Genomic DNA, 16,602 nt, shown 5'->3' on the forward strand with positions numbered 1-16,602 from the left:
GCCGGGAAATTAAATTGCTTTATGAAGAAAAAGACACTTTATTGGCTCATAGGCATACTTTGTTCACTCGTTATTTTGCTCCTGGTACTGAAAGCGTCCGGGGTTATTGGTAAGGAAGAAGGGATTAAAGTTGCAGTAGACAAAGCTTCTAACAGAAACATTATAGAAGTAGTAACCGCCAGCGGGAAAATTTATCCTGAAATAGAAGTAAAAGTAAGCTCCGATGTATCCGGAGAAATCACTGACCTGCTTGTACTGGAAGGCGATTCCGTAAAAAAAGGACAGGTACTGGCACGGATATACGCAGATATTTACGGATCTATGGTAGATAAGGCAGCGGCTTCTGTAAGTCAGCAACAAGCCCAGTTAGCCAATTCCTCTGCGGCCCTCAACTCCTTTAAAGCGCGGTTAGCCCAGAACAAGGCAGCTTACGACCGTAACAAAGAATTACTTGGCCAGAAAGTGATCTCCAGATCAGAATTTGAAACTGCCGAAGCAACCTATCTCGCCTCTCTGGCAGATTATAACGCGGCAGTACAGCAAATAAACGGGAACAGATTTGCCATCCAGAGCGCCAAAGCGGATCTGAATGAAGCAAATAAAAACCTGGGTCGTACCACCATCGCCGCACCAATGAGTGGTATTATTTCCTTACTATCTGTAAAGAAAGGGGAACGTGTAGTAGGTACCGCTCAAATGACAGGTACTGAAATGCTCCGCATTGCAGATATGAATACTATGGAAGTACAGGTAGATGTAGGAGAAAACGATGTACCTAAAGTAAAATATGGCGACACTGCTATCATTGAAGTGGATGCCTATAATAACCGTCAGTTTAAAGGTATTGTAACACAAATTGCCAGTTCCAGTAAAGGCGCAGCCACGGCTACTGCCAGCACCGCTTCTTCTGCAGAACAGGTAACCAGTTACATTGTACACATCCGTATTTTGCCATCCAGTTATCAGGACCTGATTGACAAGGTGGGCAAAAGGACCTTTCCTTTCCGCCCGGGTATGAGTGCCAGCGTGGATATTCAAACCAGACACGTAAATGATGTACTCACCATTCCGATTAACGCGGTAACTACCCGTGATGCAGATACGACCAAGGGCCACGGAGATAAAAAGAAACCTGAACAGGATGATACTACTCCTGGTTCTTCTGCCAATACAAAACCCGTTGTAAATGAAGTGGTGTTTATATTACAGAAAGATGGCACTGTGAAAATGGTAGCTGTGAAAACAGGGGTACAGGACGATGCCTGGATTCAGATTACTTCCGGTCTTAGTGCCGGCGACCAGGTTATCAGCGCACCATACACCGCTATCTCCCGTCTTTTGGAAAATGGTAAGAAAGTGAAGGTGGTGCCTAAAACAGACCTGTTTGAAGGGCAGACAAAATAATTTTTAAGCAGTTAGCTATTGGCTTTTAGCTTTTAGCAAAAAATGCAGCGAAAACAGTGTGGAGTTCATCAGTAACAACGCGTCTGTTTTCGCTGCATTTTTTGCTAAAAGCTAAAAGCCAATAGCTAACTGCTTTTTTAATTACCTTGCGTAAAAAATTGCACTGTGAGCAAGAGCATTGGTATAATTGGCAGTGGTAGCTGGGCTACTGCCCTGGCAAAAATCCTGACAGATAACGGGCATCATATACATTGGTGGATCAGAAATGAAGATACGATTCGTCATATGCAGCAACGTCATCATAATAAACACTATCTCACTTCTGTATATTTCGATACCAGCCTTTTATCGCTCAGTAGTGATGTAAAGGCGGTAGTAGCTGCCTGTGATGAGCTGGTGCTGGCGGTGCCTTCTGCTTTTCTGGAAGATGTACTGAGCCAGCTGCCATCAGATGCCCTGCAGAACAAGCACATTATTTCTGCTATTAAAGGCCTGGTGCCCAGTAACAATGTGTTGATAGGAGAATACCTGGATACACAATTCAATTTACCGGCCAGCCAGTACTTCACCATAACTGGTCCCTGTCATGCGGAGGAAGTAGCCAATGAAAAACTGTCTTACCTCACTTTTTCAGGTACCCATGTTGCCACTGTACAGGCTATTGCCGATAAGTTTACATGCAGCTATCTTCAAACTATCGTGAATACGGATGTAATCGGGGTGCAACTGGCGGCGGTACTTAAAAATATTTATGCGCTGGGTGCAGGTATTGCACATGGACAGGAATATGGAGATAACTTCATCAGCGTATTTATCACCAATTGCTTCCGGGAAATGCAGCACTTTCTGGAAAAGTATGAAGAACAGAAGGCTGCTGTAGCAGGAACAGAGGCAATGGTACATAATTACAGCGCCAGTGCTTATCTGGGCGATCTGTTGGTGACTTGCTATTCGTTACATAGCCGTAACCGTACTTTCGGTAATATGATCGGAAAAGGATACAGTGTTAAAGCTGCACAGCTGGAGCTGAATATGATTGCAGAAGGCTATTATGCCAGCAAGTGTATGCACGAAATGAACAGGAATATCGGGGCCTATATGCCGGTGGCCCAGGCAGTATATGCTATTTTGTGGCAACAGGTGCATCCCTCAGAAGCATTCCTGTTGCTGGAAAAGGGCTTTATATAAAGTTATTTCCCGCAAAACCAATAAGGAAGTAAAATGGAATCTACGGGAAAAAACTCCCATGATCTCCCTTCGATTCCATTTTGGTCATTGTTTATGGTTTTGCGGGAAACTATATCCTAAAAATCATCGTAGTCCTCGTAGTTATCTTCCCCAATCTTCATAATAGCCCGCACATTTGGGAAATATTGTTTAATCAGGGTAGCAATCCTGGTAAAAAGATATTCGCTTAACACCGGCCCCTCATAATATTCAATTTCATTTGTTTCGTCAGAGATGATATACTCTGTAATATTTCTGTCTATGATAGCCTGAAACCTCCTTTGCCGCGGTAACTTCCGCAAATTGATTTTGGTCGGTATTCCATCTACGTTGAATGTACATGCAATGTTGCGCATAACGACGATTTTGGGTTTAAATGAGAAAATGGAATGGTTAGTTGTGTTTCACATGGTAGCTTGGGCGGTCATACTTCAGCTAAATTAAGCTGATATGGACAAAGAACAATATTGACAGCCGATTTTGATTAAATATTGCCATTTGTGCCAGCCTACGCACCACTGCCTGTGAAATACGATACAATTATAAATAATTATGTTTATAGAGACCGTTAATAGAATGTAAATACAGAAAATATAAATCTGTTCTGAGTACTTGTGGATAGGGGGCAAAAAGTGTGGATATTATTCTACACTTTTTGCCGGACAAATCCGCTGCAACCCTTCAAGGCAGGCATTGGATTGATATTTGGAACATCCTACATCCCGTTCCAGGAATGAGGGGAACTGGTTACTTGTTAACTGTGTTGCATAAAATTTTTACCATGAAGATTAGAACCTTGCTTTTTGTTACTTCTTATCCGCCACGCGAATGCGGCATTGCTACTTTCGCGCAGGATCTGGTAAATGCTATGAATAAGAATTTTGCCGGCAACCTGAACATTGAAATAGCTGCATTGGAAGAATCGGGAAAACCTGCCAATATCAAACAAACACCTGTTACATACTCTGTTAATCCATTCGATATTGACAATTGTATTGATTTTGCCCAGAAAATAAATGAGAACGATAAAATAGACCTGGTTTGTTTTGAACACGAGTTTGGCTTGTATGGTGGTGAATACGGACATAACCTGTTAGCGATGCTTTCCTTACTGGATAAGCCTTTTGTAGTTCGCTTCCATACCGTATTGCCCTACCCGGACCATAAATGCACCAAAGTAGTAAGTCTGATCAGCGCGCTGGCTGCAAAAGTAATTGTGATGACCCGCTCATCCGCTGAATTACTGCGCGGTGTATACCACGTGCCAGCGGATAAAATTGTACACATACCACACGGTACTCACGCCCACATCGTAGAAGATGTACCGGCGCTTAAAAAACACTATCATCTGGAAGGAAAAATGGTGCTCAGCACCTTTGGCCTGCTCAGCGAAAATAAAGGCATAGAAACCGCTATCAGAGCCATGAAAGATATTGTAAAGCAATATCCTGATGCGGTATACCTGGTACTGGGAAAAACACATCCGGTGATATTTTCCAGAGAAGGAGAGAAATACAGAAATTCACTGGAAGAACTGGTCACTGAACTGGGACTACAGCAGAATGTGAGATTTGTCAACTCCTATCTCTCGCTGAAAACATTACTTGATTATTTATCATTGACAGACATATACCTCTTTACGTCTAAAGACCCACATCAGGCGGTTAGCGGCACTTTCGTGTATGCGATGAGCGCAGGCTGCGCTATCATCTCTACCTCGTTTGTACAGGCCCGTGAGATGCTGGAAGACGGAGCCGGTTGTCTGATCGATTTCAATAACCCGGAACAACTGGCAGCAAGCGCCCTGTTATTACTGGGAAACCCTGCACTAAGACAGCAAATGAGCCAGTCGGCTATTGAAAAAACACGCAGTTCTATCTGGGAAAATGTAGCCATTGCCCATATGAGCGTGATCAGTGAAGCCCTGGCAGAAGATAAAATACTGCCTAATCTGCCACCTCCATACCTCGATCATATTGATCGTATGACCGACGAATTTGGAATGCTGCAGTTTTCTAAACATGATATACCCGATCCTGAATTCGGCTACACCCTGGATGATAACGCCCGGGCACTCATTGCCATGTGTATGTATAGCAATGAACTGAAGCCCAGCAGCTTTGTAAATTCGTTATGCCGCAAATACATTGATTTTATAGGTTATTGCCAGAAACCTTCCGGCAAATTCCTCAACTATGTAGATATTGACGGCGACTTTTCTGCCATGAATGAAGAAGTAAACCTGGAAGACGCCAACGGACGTGCTGTATGGGCTTTGGGGTATGCTCTCTCTTCACACAGAAGTCTCCCGTTTGATGCTGTACAGGACTCATTATCGCTCTTCAGACAGTGTTTTAACTGGATGGAGGCATTGCAGTCACCAAGAGCCATCGCCTTTACCATTAAAGGCCTGTACTACTTCTTAAAATACAAACAGGGTGGAAGGGCAGCAGAGATCTTAAATATTCTGGCTGCAAAATTGTACAACAACTACAAAGACGAGGCAGATGAAAACTGGCATTGGTATGAATCTTACCTGACATACGGTAATGCAGTACTGCCCGAAGCCATGATGATGGCATATTATGTGACAGGAGTAGAAGTATATCGTAAAACAGCAGAAGACAGCCTGACGTTCCTTTGCAGCAAAACCTTTACTGATAGTCACATGAAGGTCATCAGCAATAAAACATGGTACCACAGGCATACCAACCAACAATCAGAAGATGGTGGGGAACAGTCTATCGAAGTCGCTTACACCATGTTGGCAATGAACACGTTTTATAACATCACAAAGAATAAATCATATCTGGAAAAAATGCGTTTGGCATTTAGCTGGTACTTAGGCAATAATCACCTGAAACAGCTGGTGTATAATCCGCTAACTTACGGTTGCTACGACGGCCTGGAGAAAAATAATATAAACCAGAACCAGGGCGCTGAATCTACAGTGTGTTATCTGATAGCCAGACTTTTGATGGAACAATGGAATAAACATAAGTATGTTACAACGAAACAAAATAGCCTGGAGCCTGTCCGACTCGGCTTCAACTGATAGCACAATGAAATATCCCAGTATTCTTATAATAGACGATGAACCGGATATTTGCAGGTTATTGCAACTTACTCTCGTACGCCATGGATATACCGTAAAGTATGTACATGAGCTGGGAGAAGGTATGCAGGCCATCTTCAAACATCAACCGGACCTGCTTTTCCTCGATATCCATCTGCCAGATGGATCCGGACTGGAAGCATTGCCGGTGATAAAGGAGAAATGTCCGACTTTACCCGTCATCACCATCAGCGCATATGATAATGCGATGGAGAAACAAACAGCACTGAAAGCAGGAGCCGCATTTTTCCTGGCTAAACCTTTCAGCGTAAAACATGTTGATGAACTAATAGACACAATTAAAAGCTAGGAGCCTCTTAGTTATATAATTAGTAATTTTAACTAAGCTTTTCTGTTGCCAATTACCACATATTAAAGAAGTATGAAAAATATTCTGATCATAGACGATGAAATTAATATCTGTACGCTCCTGAGTAAGTTTCTCGGGAAACATGGATTTGATGTGGATACTACCATGACAGGGAGTGCTGCATTGAAAATGATGAAGGAGAAAACCTATGACCTGGTACTTTGTGATTACAGGCTGAAAGATACTGACGGCGCACAACTGCTGCAGGATATCCGCCTGATCAATCCTGCCACTATTGTGATCATTATCACTGGTTATACGGATGTGAGAGTAGCGGTGGAAATGGTGAAAAATGGTGCATACGATTACCTCTCTAAACCACTGTACCCGGATGAAATTCTCAGCCTGGTGCATAAAGCCTTTGCACATAAGGAGTCCGAACAGGAAAGACAAGCAGTAAGACCCGTGGAATCCGGCAGTGAGCCGGAAGTGAGGGAAACATTATTATCCCGCAGCCAGAATGATAAAAACGACAAATACGTATATGGTGAAAGTGAAGGCGCCAAAGAGTTAATCCGTCAGATTAAACTGGTGGCCCCTACCGATTACAGTGTGATTATTTTTGGCGAAACGGGTACCGGTAAGGAATCTGTCGCCCATTTGATTCATCATCACAGCAAAAGAAATCAACAACCATTTGTCGCATTGGATTGCGGTAGTCTTTCGAAAGAGCTGGCCGCCAGTGAATTGTTTGGTCATGAAAAAGGTTCCTTTACAGGTGCCATCAATACCAAAATAGGCGCCTTTGAACAGGCACAGGGAGGTACGCTATTCCTGGATGAAATCTCCAATTTATCTTACGATATACAGGTAGCATTGCTTCGCGTGCTGCAGGAAAAAGTAATACGCAGAGTAGGTAGTCTGAAAGAAATTCCGATCGATGTACGCATCATCGTAGCTTCCAATGAAAAGTTGTCTGAGTCTGTGCAGCGTGGAAAATTCAGGGAAGACCTGTTTCACCGTCTGAACGAATTCACTATCTATATTCCCCCGTTGAGAGAGCGCCGCGATGACCTGCCTTTATTTACTACTGCTTTTGTAAACCAGGTAGAAAGAGAACTGGACAAATCCTGCGGAAAAATTTCTCCGGAAGTATGGGATTGCTTCAAGCAATACAACTGGCCTGGTAATATCCGTGAGCTGAAAAATGTCATCAGAAGAGCATGTTTGCTGACACCGGAAATGGAAGACATTACCATGATTGCCCTGCCGCTGGAAATGAAAGAATCATTTGCACAGGCGCCTGAAGAAATCCATGTTTCCGGTGAACTGGCGATGTTATCCAACGATAATGACCTGAAAACAGTGGCTTTACAGGCAGAGTATAATAAGATTATTAATGTGCTGAAAGAAGTGAAGTATAATAAAACCAAAGCAGCACAAGTACTGAATATAGATCGCAAAACACTTTACAACAAGTTACGTTTGCTGAATATTAACTACTAAGAAAATTACGAATTATAAATTACGAATTACGGATTTGTGAGGAGATAGTAAATCTTCCTACAAATCCGTAATTCGTAATTTATAATTCGTAATTTTTTTATGCTTGCTGCGTAATTGGAAGTGCAATAGTAAACACGCTTCCCTTCCCGGTTTCACTATCTACATGTATTGTTCCTTTGTGATTTAAAAGTATGTTTTGTGTACTGGTTAACCCAAGACCAGTGCCTTTAGCCTTGCTGGTATAGAACGGGTCAAACAACCTGGCCAGCTTATCTTCGGGAATGCCCATTCCATTATCACCAATCATTAACTTGGCTTTATCCTGACTCCGTATACTGGTAATCGTTAGTATGCCTTTTCCCGGCGTCATTGCTTCGATAGCATTGATGATGATATTAAGAAAAGCGATCACTACTTTTTCTTCATCGGCACTGACCATGATATCCGGAGACACCAGGTTTCTTTCTACCTTTATTTCATTCAGCTGCAGCCGGTCTTGCGCCAGCAGCAACGCCTTTTCCACGAGTTCGTTGATACCGTAATTGTCCATATGCAATTCTATCATACGGGTGCTGTGCAGCAGTTCCGTAATCAACTGATTAATGCGGGTACAATTCCGTTCAATGATATCGGTATACAGGAGCGCATCTTCATTGGCCACCACATCTTCTTCTTCTTTAAACTGGCTAACGGCCAGTAAAATGTTGGTGAGCGGATTCCTTACCTCATGAGCTATCACCCTGGCAATACGGCCGGTGATTACAAATTTTTCCTGGTGTTGCTTCTCCTGTTCTTCTCTTTTTTTATCTGTAATATCCTGTATCACACAAAGAAATATCTGTGCCGCTTCATCCAGTGTAACTGCATTGATAAGGACTACCAGTTTTTTATTCTCCGCGGTTTTAAATTCATATTCGCGGCTACCGGGCGAGCCATTATTATATATGTCTCCCAGGAAATTATCGCTTTGTTCTTTAGAGATGAAGAGGTCCCGCAGATGTAGTTGCAGTATTTGTTCCCTATTATAGTGTAACGTCCGTAGTGCGGCAGGGTTGGCATCTATAATATTGCGGTCTCCATCAGCCAGTATAATCAGGTCATGTGCTTTTTCAAAGATGCCATAATACTTTTTCTCGCTATCCTCAATGGTGCGACGATGATTATATTCATCTACCGCGTACCGGATAGATCTTTCCAGCAGGTCGGCGGTAATTTCTCCTTTTACGAGGTAATCATAGGCCCCGGCCTGCATGGCTTCCTGGTCAATATTATAATCGCCCTTACCGGTAAGCATAATTACCGGCAGCTGACTGGGCATTTGCTGTATGCGGTGCAGAATGTCTATACCGGTGTTCGGCCCCAGGCGGTAGTCCACAAGGAATACATCATGTGTATTAGTTTCAAGTGCAGCGATACCTTTCTGGTAGGTAGATGCCCATTCCAGTATGTATTGTCCGGGTGAAATGTCGTGCAGCAATTCCGTTACGAGAAAGAAATCATCTTCGTCATCATCTATCATTAAAATGTGTATCGGGCGCTCGCTCATCGCTTAAGATTAGTAGTTAGGCAATAAAAGACAAGAGTCACAGCAATAAAGATGCTAGGCTTTTAATCGTTTTCGTGATCCGCCGTTTTGGGCTTTTGTTTCAGAGGTAATATGATCACAAAGGTTGCACCTTTGTCAGGCTCGCTATAAGCCTGTATATAACCATTATGACTATCTACTATCTTTTTGCAGATAGCCAGGCCTATTCCTGTTCCTGAATATTCGCTGATGCCATGCAGTCGCTGAAAGATGAGGAAGATGCGCTCGGCATAGGCCTGTTCGAAACCGATACCGTTGTCATCAAGACTGATACGGCAAAAAGCCTCGTTTCCGCGGCTTTCCTTCGCTATGCCCAATTCCTTCCCTGTAAGGATCTGATGATGGATATTGATGTTCAGTGGCCGGTCTGGACTGGCAAATTTAATGGAGTTGGCCAGCAGGTTTTGAAAAAGCTGATGGAAAGAAGTATCACTGCCTTCAATTACGGGCAGCTGATCATATTTAACCTGTACATTCTTTTCTTCCAGTGTTACTTCGAGGTCACTGAGAACTTCCTGTAGCAGTTTATTCATATTTACAGGTGTAATGCTTTCCGGTGTAATACGGCCTGCCCTGGAAAAAATGAGCAGATCGTTGATGAGCACCCGCATCCGTGACACGGCAGATACCATGCGATCTATCAGTTGCGTGGCATCCGGAGGGAGTTGTTCCTTATATTTCATTTGCAGCCGGTCGCTGAAAGTGGAAATTTTCCGCAGGGGTTCCTGCAGGTCATGTGAAGCCACGTAGGCAAATTGCTCCAGTTCCTGGTTGGTTTTGTTCAACAGGGAAATGTTTTGTTGCAGGTCCCGTTGATAGGACTTCATCCGGCTTTCGATATGCAGCTGTAGTTTGAATTCTCTTGTAAGGGTAATATAGGAGTAGATGCCGATTAAAATGGCTACCAGCGAGGAAATGAAGATCATGGGCACCCACATTACAGCAAAGAAATGAAACAGTTCTGATTTTTCCTGTACCAGGTTTTCTTCAATGCGGATCATGTCCCGCACCTTATTGTCGATGAGGTCCATTGACTTTTCCCCTTCTTTTACAGACAACGATTGCTTCAGTTGCGTAGCGTTTTCTCCTCCCGCTTTCAGTTGCTGATACTTGATTTCCAGCAATCGCCGGAGCGTATCCAGGTGCCGTTGTTGCACCGGGTTATCGGCGGTGATTTTTCTTAGCAGCAGGTATTCCTTTTCGATCCGGTTACTGCGTTCCAGCATACTGGGGTCCAGAAAGGAGCTGTCTTTGGTAAGGCCATAACCACGGATGGCAGCTTCGGCCTCTTTCAGCTGACGGGTAATGACTTCCAGCCTTTTAGACACCTCTATTGCATGATTAAGTCTGCCCGCATTGTCCAGCAGGTTCTTGGCCACCAGGTAAGAGAACACCGAAGCGGCAACGATTACCGTGAATGCAATAAAAAATCCAAGTCGTATTTTCTTGTGTACTGAAAAATGCATCTGATTGTATGGGATGTTGAGAAAGCATTTCAAGTTACTATTTATGTATGAAATTTAAGATTAAAAAAGAGAGTTTTTTCCCGCAATGTGATGCTGAGCAACATATTCCACAGAATGCCATTTAATTCTACAAGCGTTACGAACCCTGCAGGATGAGAACATGAACAACATTACCGCAGAGATAGAAGCACCTTGTAATGCTTGTCTGTATTGGATTTTATGAAGATGTATTACACAGTGGCCATGCCGGTTGTCCGTCATTGGAATGAACTTTGGATAACTAACAGTAGTTCTTTACCAATAAAAAATTGAGTTATGAATAATCCGGATAAAAATAAACAGCCTATCACTGATCCTGCAGCTCCAGACAAACAACAGCCCGGAAAAGAAGATCCAACACCGGTACAACCACCACCGGATAAACCCGAAATAGCACCCATTCCAGAAGAGTTGCCGGAGAGGGATAATCCCCGGAAACCTGCAGATCCGCAGGCGGGAGAAGAAAAAGAACAAGCTTTTAAAAGACAATCACCTGGTAATCATTAACCATTCTTAAAAAAATCTGTTACAATGCCTACTACAAAAACAGCCACCAATGGCACTGCAAAGAAAGCCGGCAGCGAAAAAATGTCTGGTTCCAAATTTCATGAACTTTTTATGGATGAACTGAAAGACATTTATTGGGCTGAGAAAAATCTTGTGAAGGCACTGCCTAAGATGCAGAAAGCTGCTACCTCCGCTGAATTAACAACCTGCATAGGTAATCACCTGGCAGAAACGAAAGAACACGTAGTAAGGCTGGAACAGGTATTTGAACTGTTGGGCAAAAAGCCGCAGGCAAAGAAATGCGAAGCCATGGAAGGTCTGATTGCAGAAGGACAGGAAGTGGTGGCAGATACAGAAGAAGATACCGCTGTTAGAGATGCAGGTATCATCATTGCTTCCCAGAAAATTGAGCACTACGAAATATCTGCCTACGGCAGTTTACGAACACTGGCCAATGTAATGGGGCATACCGCAGTAGTGAAATTACTGGAGCAAACTTTAAAAGAAGAAAAAAATGCTGACAGCTTACTCACAGAAGTAGCTGAATCTACGGTGAATGAGGCAGCGGCAGCAGAATGAGTGAATGAAGACTCTATAATTGTTAATGGAAAAACTGCAAAAAGGTCCCTGGTTTTTCGGGGGCCTTTTTTAAATCTGATTGTATGCAAAAAACAAATACTAAAAAGGCAGTAAGACCCGCCCGCCAACAACCCGTGCAACCCGGACTGGAAGAAGAAATGGACCCTTCACCGGTATTTGAAAGGGCAAATGAAAAAAAGGGGAAGCTCTATAATAAAGTTGCCCTGATCACCGGCGGAGATAGCGGCATCGGTCGCGCGGTGGCGGTTGCATTTGCCCGGGAAGGCGCCGATGTAGCCATTGCCTATTTTAATGAGCATACAGATGCGGAAACTACCTGCGAGCACATTACCCTTTCCGGAAGGAAATGTATGCTCATTGCAGGCGATATTGCGAAAGAAAAGCATTGTACAGACATTATCACACAGGTAATAAAGAAATTCAAAAAGATAGATATACTTGTTAATAATGCAGCGGTACAGTATCCGCAAAAAGGTATTGAAGACATTACGTCCACACAGTTGCATAAAACATTTGAAACCAATATTTACCCGCATTTCTATCTGACAAAGGCAGTATTGCCACATCTCACCAAAGGAAGCAGTATCATCTGTACCACCTCTGTTACCGCTTACCGCGGAAGTAGTCATCTGATAGATTACAGCGCCACCAAAGGGGCCATCGTTTCTTTTGTCAGATCATTATCCGCATCACTGGCGGACAAAGGTATACGGGTAAATGGTGTTGCGCCCGGGCCAATCTGGACGCCATTGATACCAGCTACCTTTACCCCTGAAGAAGTGGCCACATTTGGAACAGATGTACCATTGAAACGTGCCGGACAGCCGGTAGAAGTGGCACCCTGCTACGTATTCCTGGCCAGCGATGACGCCAGTTACCTCACCGGACAAATCCTGCATCCCAATGGAGGGGAAATCGTAAATGGTTAGCATTGATCAGATCACAGACCCCATAGCAGTAGCCAAATCCGTAAAGCTTCGCTACGTAAAAGCAGATATGCCGGGATACACCCGCGTGCGCAAAGGAAAGGATTTTATTTACCAGGATAGCAAAGGTGCTGTGGTGAAAGATGAGGAGGTGCTGGCCCGCATCCGTGGACTGGTACTGCCTCCTGCCTGGGAAAATGTATGGATCTGCACCTGGCCCAACGGCCACCTGCAGGCCACCGGCATCGATGCAAAAGGTCGTAAGCAATACCGCTATCATACTACCTGGGGCAAGGCCCGCAATGAAACGAAGTACTATCGTCTCCGCCAGTTCGCTGAAAAATTACCTGTTATACGGAAACGAATACACGAAGATTTGAAACGACCGGCACTGGATAAGGACAAGGTTATTGCGATTGCATTATCTGTGATGGAAGAAACACTCATCCGGGTGGGAAATGCTTCCTACGAAAGGTTATACGGCTCACATGGATTAACCACGCTGCGGGATAAACATGTGAAAATAAACGGCAGCAAAGCCTTCTTCCAATTTCGGGGCAAAAAAGGTGTAGAACATAAAATTGAACTGCGTGATGCTGCCCTGGCAAAATTGCTTAAAAAAGTACAGGATGTTCCAGGACAGGTATTGTTTCAATACTACGATGAAAACGGAGACCATAAAGGACTGGATTCCGGTGAAGTAAATGACTATATCAAACAATGCTGCACGGAAGATGAATTTACCTGCAAGGATTTCCGTACCTGGGCAGGTACTGTAAATGCACTAAATCTTTTGGCAGATCTTACACCCTTTGAATCCGTGACGGAATGCCGCCGGAATATTGTAGCAATAATAGACGGTGTGGCGGGCAAATTGGGGAATACCCGCGCCGTGTGCAGGAAATATTACATCCACCCGCAAATCCTCGACAGTTACGAAAAAGGTGATCTGGAGCCCTGGCTGCAACAGCTGCGTGCTAAACGCAGTAAACCCGCCAGTGGCGGGTTACATGCGGATGAAAAAGTACTCTTGGAATTTCTTAAGAATGCCTGATCAGGCTTCCGTAAAATAAGCGTAAAACAAGCTATGAAAATAGGAGCTGTTCCTCTCTGTCTTCGACTTTAATCTTCTGAATAAATTCATCAAATCCTGCCTCTTCGTGCATACTGTAAGCGCCGTAAGCGTCCAGTACGTAGCCCTTCTGCCCGTCTTTGTCTTCCAATACATACAGAATAGAGGAATCTGATGGATCTGACTCTCCTTCAAAACGATACGTTTTAATGATAGTCAGGTCTTCCGGATTATAAATCTTCTGCGCATCCTTATTCTGTAATCTGCCATGATCACTCATATTTAATTCATGATCAAAGCCTCTCTCATGCAGTTTTTCCATCACTCTTGATAAAGTTGTCATTTCACCTGGCTTTTCCATAAAAAAAGGGTTTTAGTTGAAATGTCAAAAACCAAAAGTTATGCCGCGATGTTTTATGAGAGTGGTACTATTTGTGTTAACTTTTTATTAATACCAAAACTATTACATCATGCGTGCAATATGGTCAGGATCTATAGGATTTGGACTGGTAAATATTCCAGTGAAACTATTTAGCGCTACGCAGGACAGCCGCCTGGACCTGGATATGCTCGACAGCAAAGACGGAGCGCATATCAAATTTAAACGCGTAAATGAAAACTCAGGTAAAGAAGTCCCCTGGGAACAGATCGTGAAAGGATATCTCTACAAAGATGAATATGTAGTGCTGGAAGATGAAGACTTCGAAGCGGCCAGCCCGAAGAAAAGTAAGATCATAGAAATCGAATCCTTTGTGGAAGAAACAGATATAGATGACATCTATTTCGAATCTGCTTACTTTATTGAACCGGCAAAAGGAGGAGAAAAAGCCTATTCTTTATTGCTGCAAACCCTCGAAAAAACCGGCAAAGCAGGCTTAAGCCGCTTTGTACTGCGCTCGCAGGAACACCTCTCTGTTATCCGTCCACGCGAAAATTACCTCCTATTACAGCAGCTCCGCTTTGAAGAGGAAGTAAGGTCATCCAAAGATCTCACACTTCCGGCTAATGTTAAATTCACCAAGAAGGAGCTGGATATGGCCATGGAACTGGTAAAACAATATACCGCCGACTTTGATATTACACAGTATAAAGATGAATATAAGGCAGAGCTGCTTAAAATAATCAAAGCCAAAGCCGGTGGTAAGAAAACAGTTGTGAAGAAAATGCGGGTAGTGCATACCAAGAGCGATGACCTCTTTGATCAGTTGAAAGCCAGTCTCGGGAAACCAGCGGCTAAAAAACGTGCATCATGACCCTGTCTAAATACAAACAAAAAAGGAACTTCTCTGAAACCACAGAACCCACCTCCGGCAAGGCTGTGCAAGGGAAACATATTTTTGTGGTGCAACGTCATCATGCCTCCCGTTTGCATTATGATTTCAGACTGGAAGTAGACGGAGTACTCAAAAGCTGGGCAGTGCCCAAAGGACCTTCCATGAATCCGGCAGATAAACGTCTGGCTATGGAAGTGGAAGATCATCCGTATGATTATAAAGATTTTGAAGGCACCATCCCGGCGGGCAACTACGGCGCCGGTACGGTATACATCTGGGATAAAGGCACCTTTGAGCTGATGAATCCCAATGGCAGCAGCTTTGATAAGGAAGCACTTAAAGAATTAAAATCCGGTGACCTGAAAATAGTGATGAAAGGTAAGAAGCTGAAGGGCGAATTCGCGCTGGTGAAAATGAAAGGGAAAGAAGAAAACGCCTGGCTGCTGATTAAACACAAAGATAAGTACGCTGTAGAGGGGTATAACAGTGAAGACTATACGCCGGAAAAAATAAAAGCCCAGGGATTAAAAGAAAAGGCCGCTGCTAAGCAGGTGGCAAAAAAAAAACCGGTAGTACGCTTAAGCTCTTCCGTTGAAGCACCTGCATCTTCCCGAAAAAAAGCAAAGAAAACTGCCATTAAAAAAGTATACAAGCCCATGCTGGCAACACTGGTAAGCGATGCCTTCGATGGCGCTGAATGGCTGTTCGAAACCAAATGGGATGGCTATCGTGCCATTGCCAGTGTGAACAATCATAAAGTAGCCCTTTACTCCCGGAATGAGAAATCCTTCCTGAAGGATTACCCTCCGGTAGTGGTTGCCGTGGAGAAAATTTCGCACAATGTGGTACTGGACGGAGAGATCGTTGTACTGGATAAAAAGGGGAGCTCCAGCTTCCAGTCGCTGCAAAATTATAAGACTACGGGCAAGGGTAATCTCGTATATGTAGTGTTTGACCTGCTGCACCTGGACGGCCACGAATTACAGCAACTTACGCTATTGGAAAGAAAAAGTTTATTGAAAGACCTGGTAGCCGGTCTGGATGATAAAACAATCCGCTTTTCAGCACATGTATTAAAAAATGGACTGCGCTTCTTTAAAAAGGCACAGGAGAAAGAATGGGAAGGCATCATCGCTAAAAGAGCGGATAGTATTTATGAAGAAGGCAGGAGAGGAATGTCGTGGTTGAAAATTAAGATCGTTAATGAGCAGGAAGCATTGATCTGTGGCTATACGGCACCCCGCGGCAGCAGAAAGAAAATAGGCGCCCTGGTACTGGGAATGTATGAAGGCAAAAAGCTGAAGTACATCGGGCATTGTGGTGGAGGCCTGAATGAAGCCACTATCGGAGATCTCTACGACAAGCTACAGCCATTGGTCGCCCAAACCTCACCATTCGAAGAAAAGGTAGCTACCAATATGCCGGTAACCTGGGTGAAGCCAAAGCTGGTATGCCAGGTGAAATTCCAGGAATGGACCGGCGACGGACATTTAAGACAACCCATTTTCCTTGGATTACGGGAAGATAAACCAGCAAAGGATGTACATCCGGAAACGGCTAAAAAAATTTAA

The 16,602-nt window shown here is 43.8% G+C and carries 15 protein-coding genes; 11 read left to right on the forward strand and 4 right to left on the reverse strand.

Annotated elements, in window-relative coordinates; genetic code table 11:
* The first annotated feature begins 21 nt into the window (after positions 1 to 21).
* Together AB4Z08_RS31220 and AB4Z08_RS31225 are read left to right on the forward strand one after the other, a co-directional pair.
* Complete coding sequence (locus tag AB4Z08_RS31220) at positions 22 to 1,404, forward strand: efflux RND transporter periplasmic adaptor subunit (RefSeq protein WP_441577709.1); 1,383 nt, start codon at positions 22 to 24, stop codon at positions 1,402 to 1,404.
* 165 nt (positions 1,405 to 1,569) lie between these two features.
* Positions 1,570 to 2,592: an NAD(P)H-dependent glycerol-3-phosphate dehydrogenase gene (locus AB4Z08_RS31225; RefSeq protein ID WP_441577710.1), complete on the forward strand. Its 1,023-nt coding sequence runs from the start codon at positions 1,570 to 1,572 to the stop codon at positions 2,590 to 2,592.
* A 116-nt stretch (positions 2,593 to 2,708) separates the two neighbouring features.
* Here AB4Z08_RS31225 and AB4Z08_RS31230 read toward each other — a convergent pair whose 3' ends face one another.
* Positions 2,709 to 2,987 (reverse strand): hypothetical protein, encoded by a 279-nt coding sequence (locus AB4Z08_RS31230; protein ID WP_441577711.1) that lies wholly within the window; start codon positions 2,985 to 2,987, stop codon positions 2,709 to 2,711.
* Positions 2,988 to 3,412: 425 nt separating this feature from the next.
* Here AB4Z08_RS31230 and AB4Z08_RS31235 point away from each other — a divergent pair, with 425 nt between their 5' ends.
* The 3 genes from AB4Z08_RS31235 to AB4Z08_RS31245 all read left to right on the forward strand — a co-directional run bounded on the left by AB4Z08_RS31235 (position 3,413) and on the right by AB4Z08_RS31245 (position 7,562).
* Complete coding sequence (locus tag AB4Z08_RS31235) at positions 3,413 to 5,686, forward strand: glycosyltransferase (RefSeq protein ID WP_441577712.1); 2,274 nt, start codon at positions 3,413 to 3,415, stop codon at positions 5,684 to 5,686.
* 7 nt (positions 5,687 to 5,693) lie between these two features.
* Positions 5,694 to 6,056, forward strand: coding sequence for a response regulator (locus AB4Z08_RS31240; RefSeq protein ID WP_441577713.1), 363 nt, complete (start codon positions 5,694 to 5,696; stop codon positions 6,054 to 6,056).
* 72 nt (positions 6,057 to 6,128) lie between these two features.
* A complete protein-coding gene (locus AB4Z08_RS31245) occupies positions 6,129 to 7,562 on the forward strand; it encodes a sigma-54-dependent transcriptional regulator (protein ID WP_441577714.1) in 1,434 nt (477 codons plus the stop codon).
* A gap of 97 nt (positions 7,563 to 7,659) precedes the next feature.
* Here AB4Z08_RS31245 and AB4Z08_RS31250 read toward each other — a convergent pair whose 3' ends face one another.
* The gene (locus tag AB4Z08_RS31250; RefSeq protein WP_441577715.1) at positions 7,660 to 9,108 is read right to left on the reverse strand and encodes an ATP-binding protein; all 1,449 of its coding nucleotides are present in this window, start codon (positions 9,106 to 9,108) and stop codon (positions 7,660 to 7,662) included.
* Positions 9,109 to 9,170: 62 nt separating this feature from the next.
* A complete protein-coding gene (locus tag AB4Z08_RS31255; protein ID WP_441577716.1) occupies positions 9,171 to 10,613 on the reverse strand; it encodes a sensor histidine kinase in 1,443 nt (480 codons plus the stop codon).
* Between the two features lie 315 nt (positions 10,614 to 10,928).
* Here AB4Z08_RS31255 and AB4Z08_RS31260 point away from each other — a divergent pair, with 315 nt between their 5' ends.
* The 4 genes from AB4Z08_RS31260 to AB4Z08_RS31275 all read left to right on the forward strand — a co-directional run bounded on the left by AB4Z08_RS31260 (position 10,929) and on the right by AB4Z08_RS31275 (position 13,739).
* Positions 10,929 to 11,159 (forward strand): hypothetical protein, encoded by a 231-nt coding sequence (locus tag AB4Z08_RS31260; RefSeq protein WP_441577717.1) that lies wholly within the window; start codon positions 10,929 to 10,931, stop codon positions 11,157 to 11,159.
* Positions 11,160 to 11,183: 24 nt separating this feature from the next.
* Positions 11,184 to 11,738, forward strand: a complete 555-nt coding sequence (locus tag AB4Z08_RS31265) for a YciE/YciF ferroxidase family protein (RefSeq protein WP_441577718.1) — start codon at positions 11,184 to 11,186, stop codon at positions 11,736 to 11,738.
* An 83-nt stretch (positions 11,739 to 11,821) separates the two neighbouring features.
* Positions 11,822 to 12,688: an SDR family oxidoreductase gene (locus AB4Z08_RS31270; RefSeq protein WP_441577719.1), complete on the forward strand. Its 867-nt coding sequence runs from the start codon at positions 11,822 to 11,824 to the stop codon at positions 12,686 to 12,688.
* Entirely contained in the window at positions 12,681 to 13,739 is a 1,059-nt protein-coding gene (locus tag AB4Z08_RS31275) for a DNA topoisomerase IB (protein ID WP_441577720.1), read from the forward strand. The genes AB4Z08_RS31270 and AB4Z08_RS31275 overlap by 8 nt, the downstream gene beginning before the upstream one ends.
* A 31-nt stretch (positions 13,740 to 13,770) precedes the next feature.
* Here the strand turns inward: AB4Z08_RS31275 and AB4Z08_RS31280 are convergent, their stop codons facing one another.
* Positions 13,771 to 14,118 (reverse strand): hypothetical protein, encoded by a 348-nt coding sequence (locus tag AB4Z08_RS31280; protein WP_441577721.1) that lies wholly within the window; start codon positions 14,116 to 14,118, stop codon positions 13,771 to 13,773.
* A 109-nt stretch (positions 14,119 to 14,227) separates the two neighbouring features.
* Between AB4Z08_RS31280 and ku the strand changes: the two genes are divergently transcribed.
* Positions 14,228 to 15,010 (forward strand): non-homologous end joining protein Ku, encoded by a 783-nt coding sequence (ku, locus tag AB4Z08_RS31285; protein WP_441577722.1) that lies wholly within the window; start codon positions 14,228 to 14,230, stop codon positions 15,008 to 15,010.
* Positions 15,007 to 16,602, forward strand: coding sequence for a non-homologous end-joining DNA ligase (ligD, locus tag AB4Z08_RS31290; RefSeq protein WP_441577723.1), 1,596 nt, complete (start codon positions 15,007 to 15,009; stop codon positions 16,600 to 16,602). The genes ku and ligD overlap by 4 nt, the downstream gene beginning before the upstream one ends.

The sequence above is a fragment of the Chitinophaga sp. RAB17 genome, from assembly GCF_052114225.1.
Lineage (GTDB): Bacteria > Bacteroidota > Bacteroidia > Chitinophagales > Chitinophagaceae > Chitinophaga.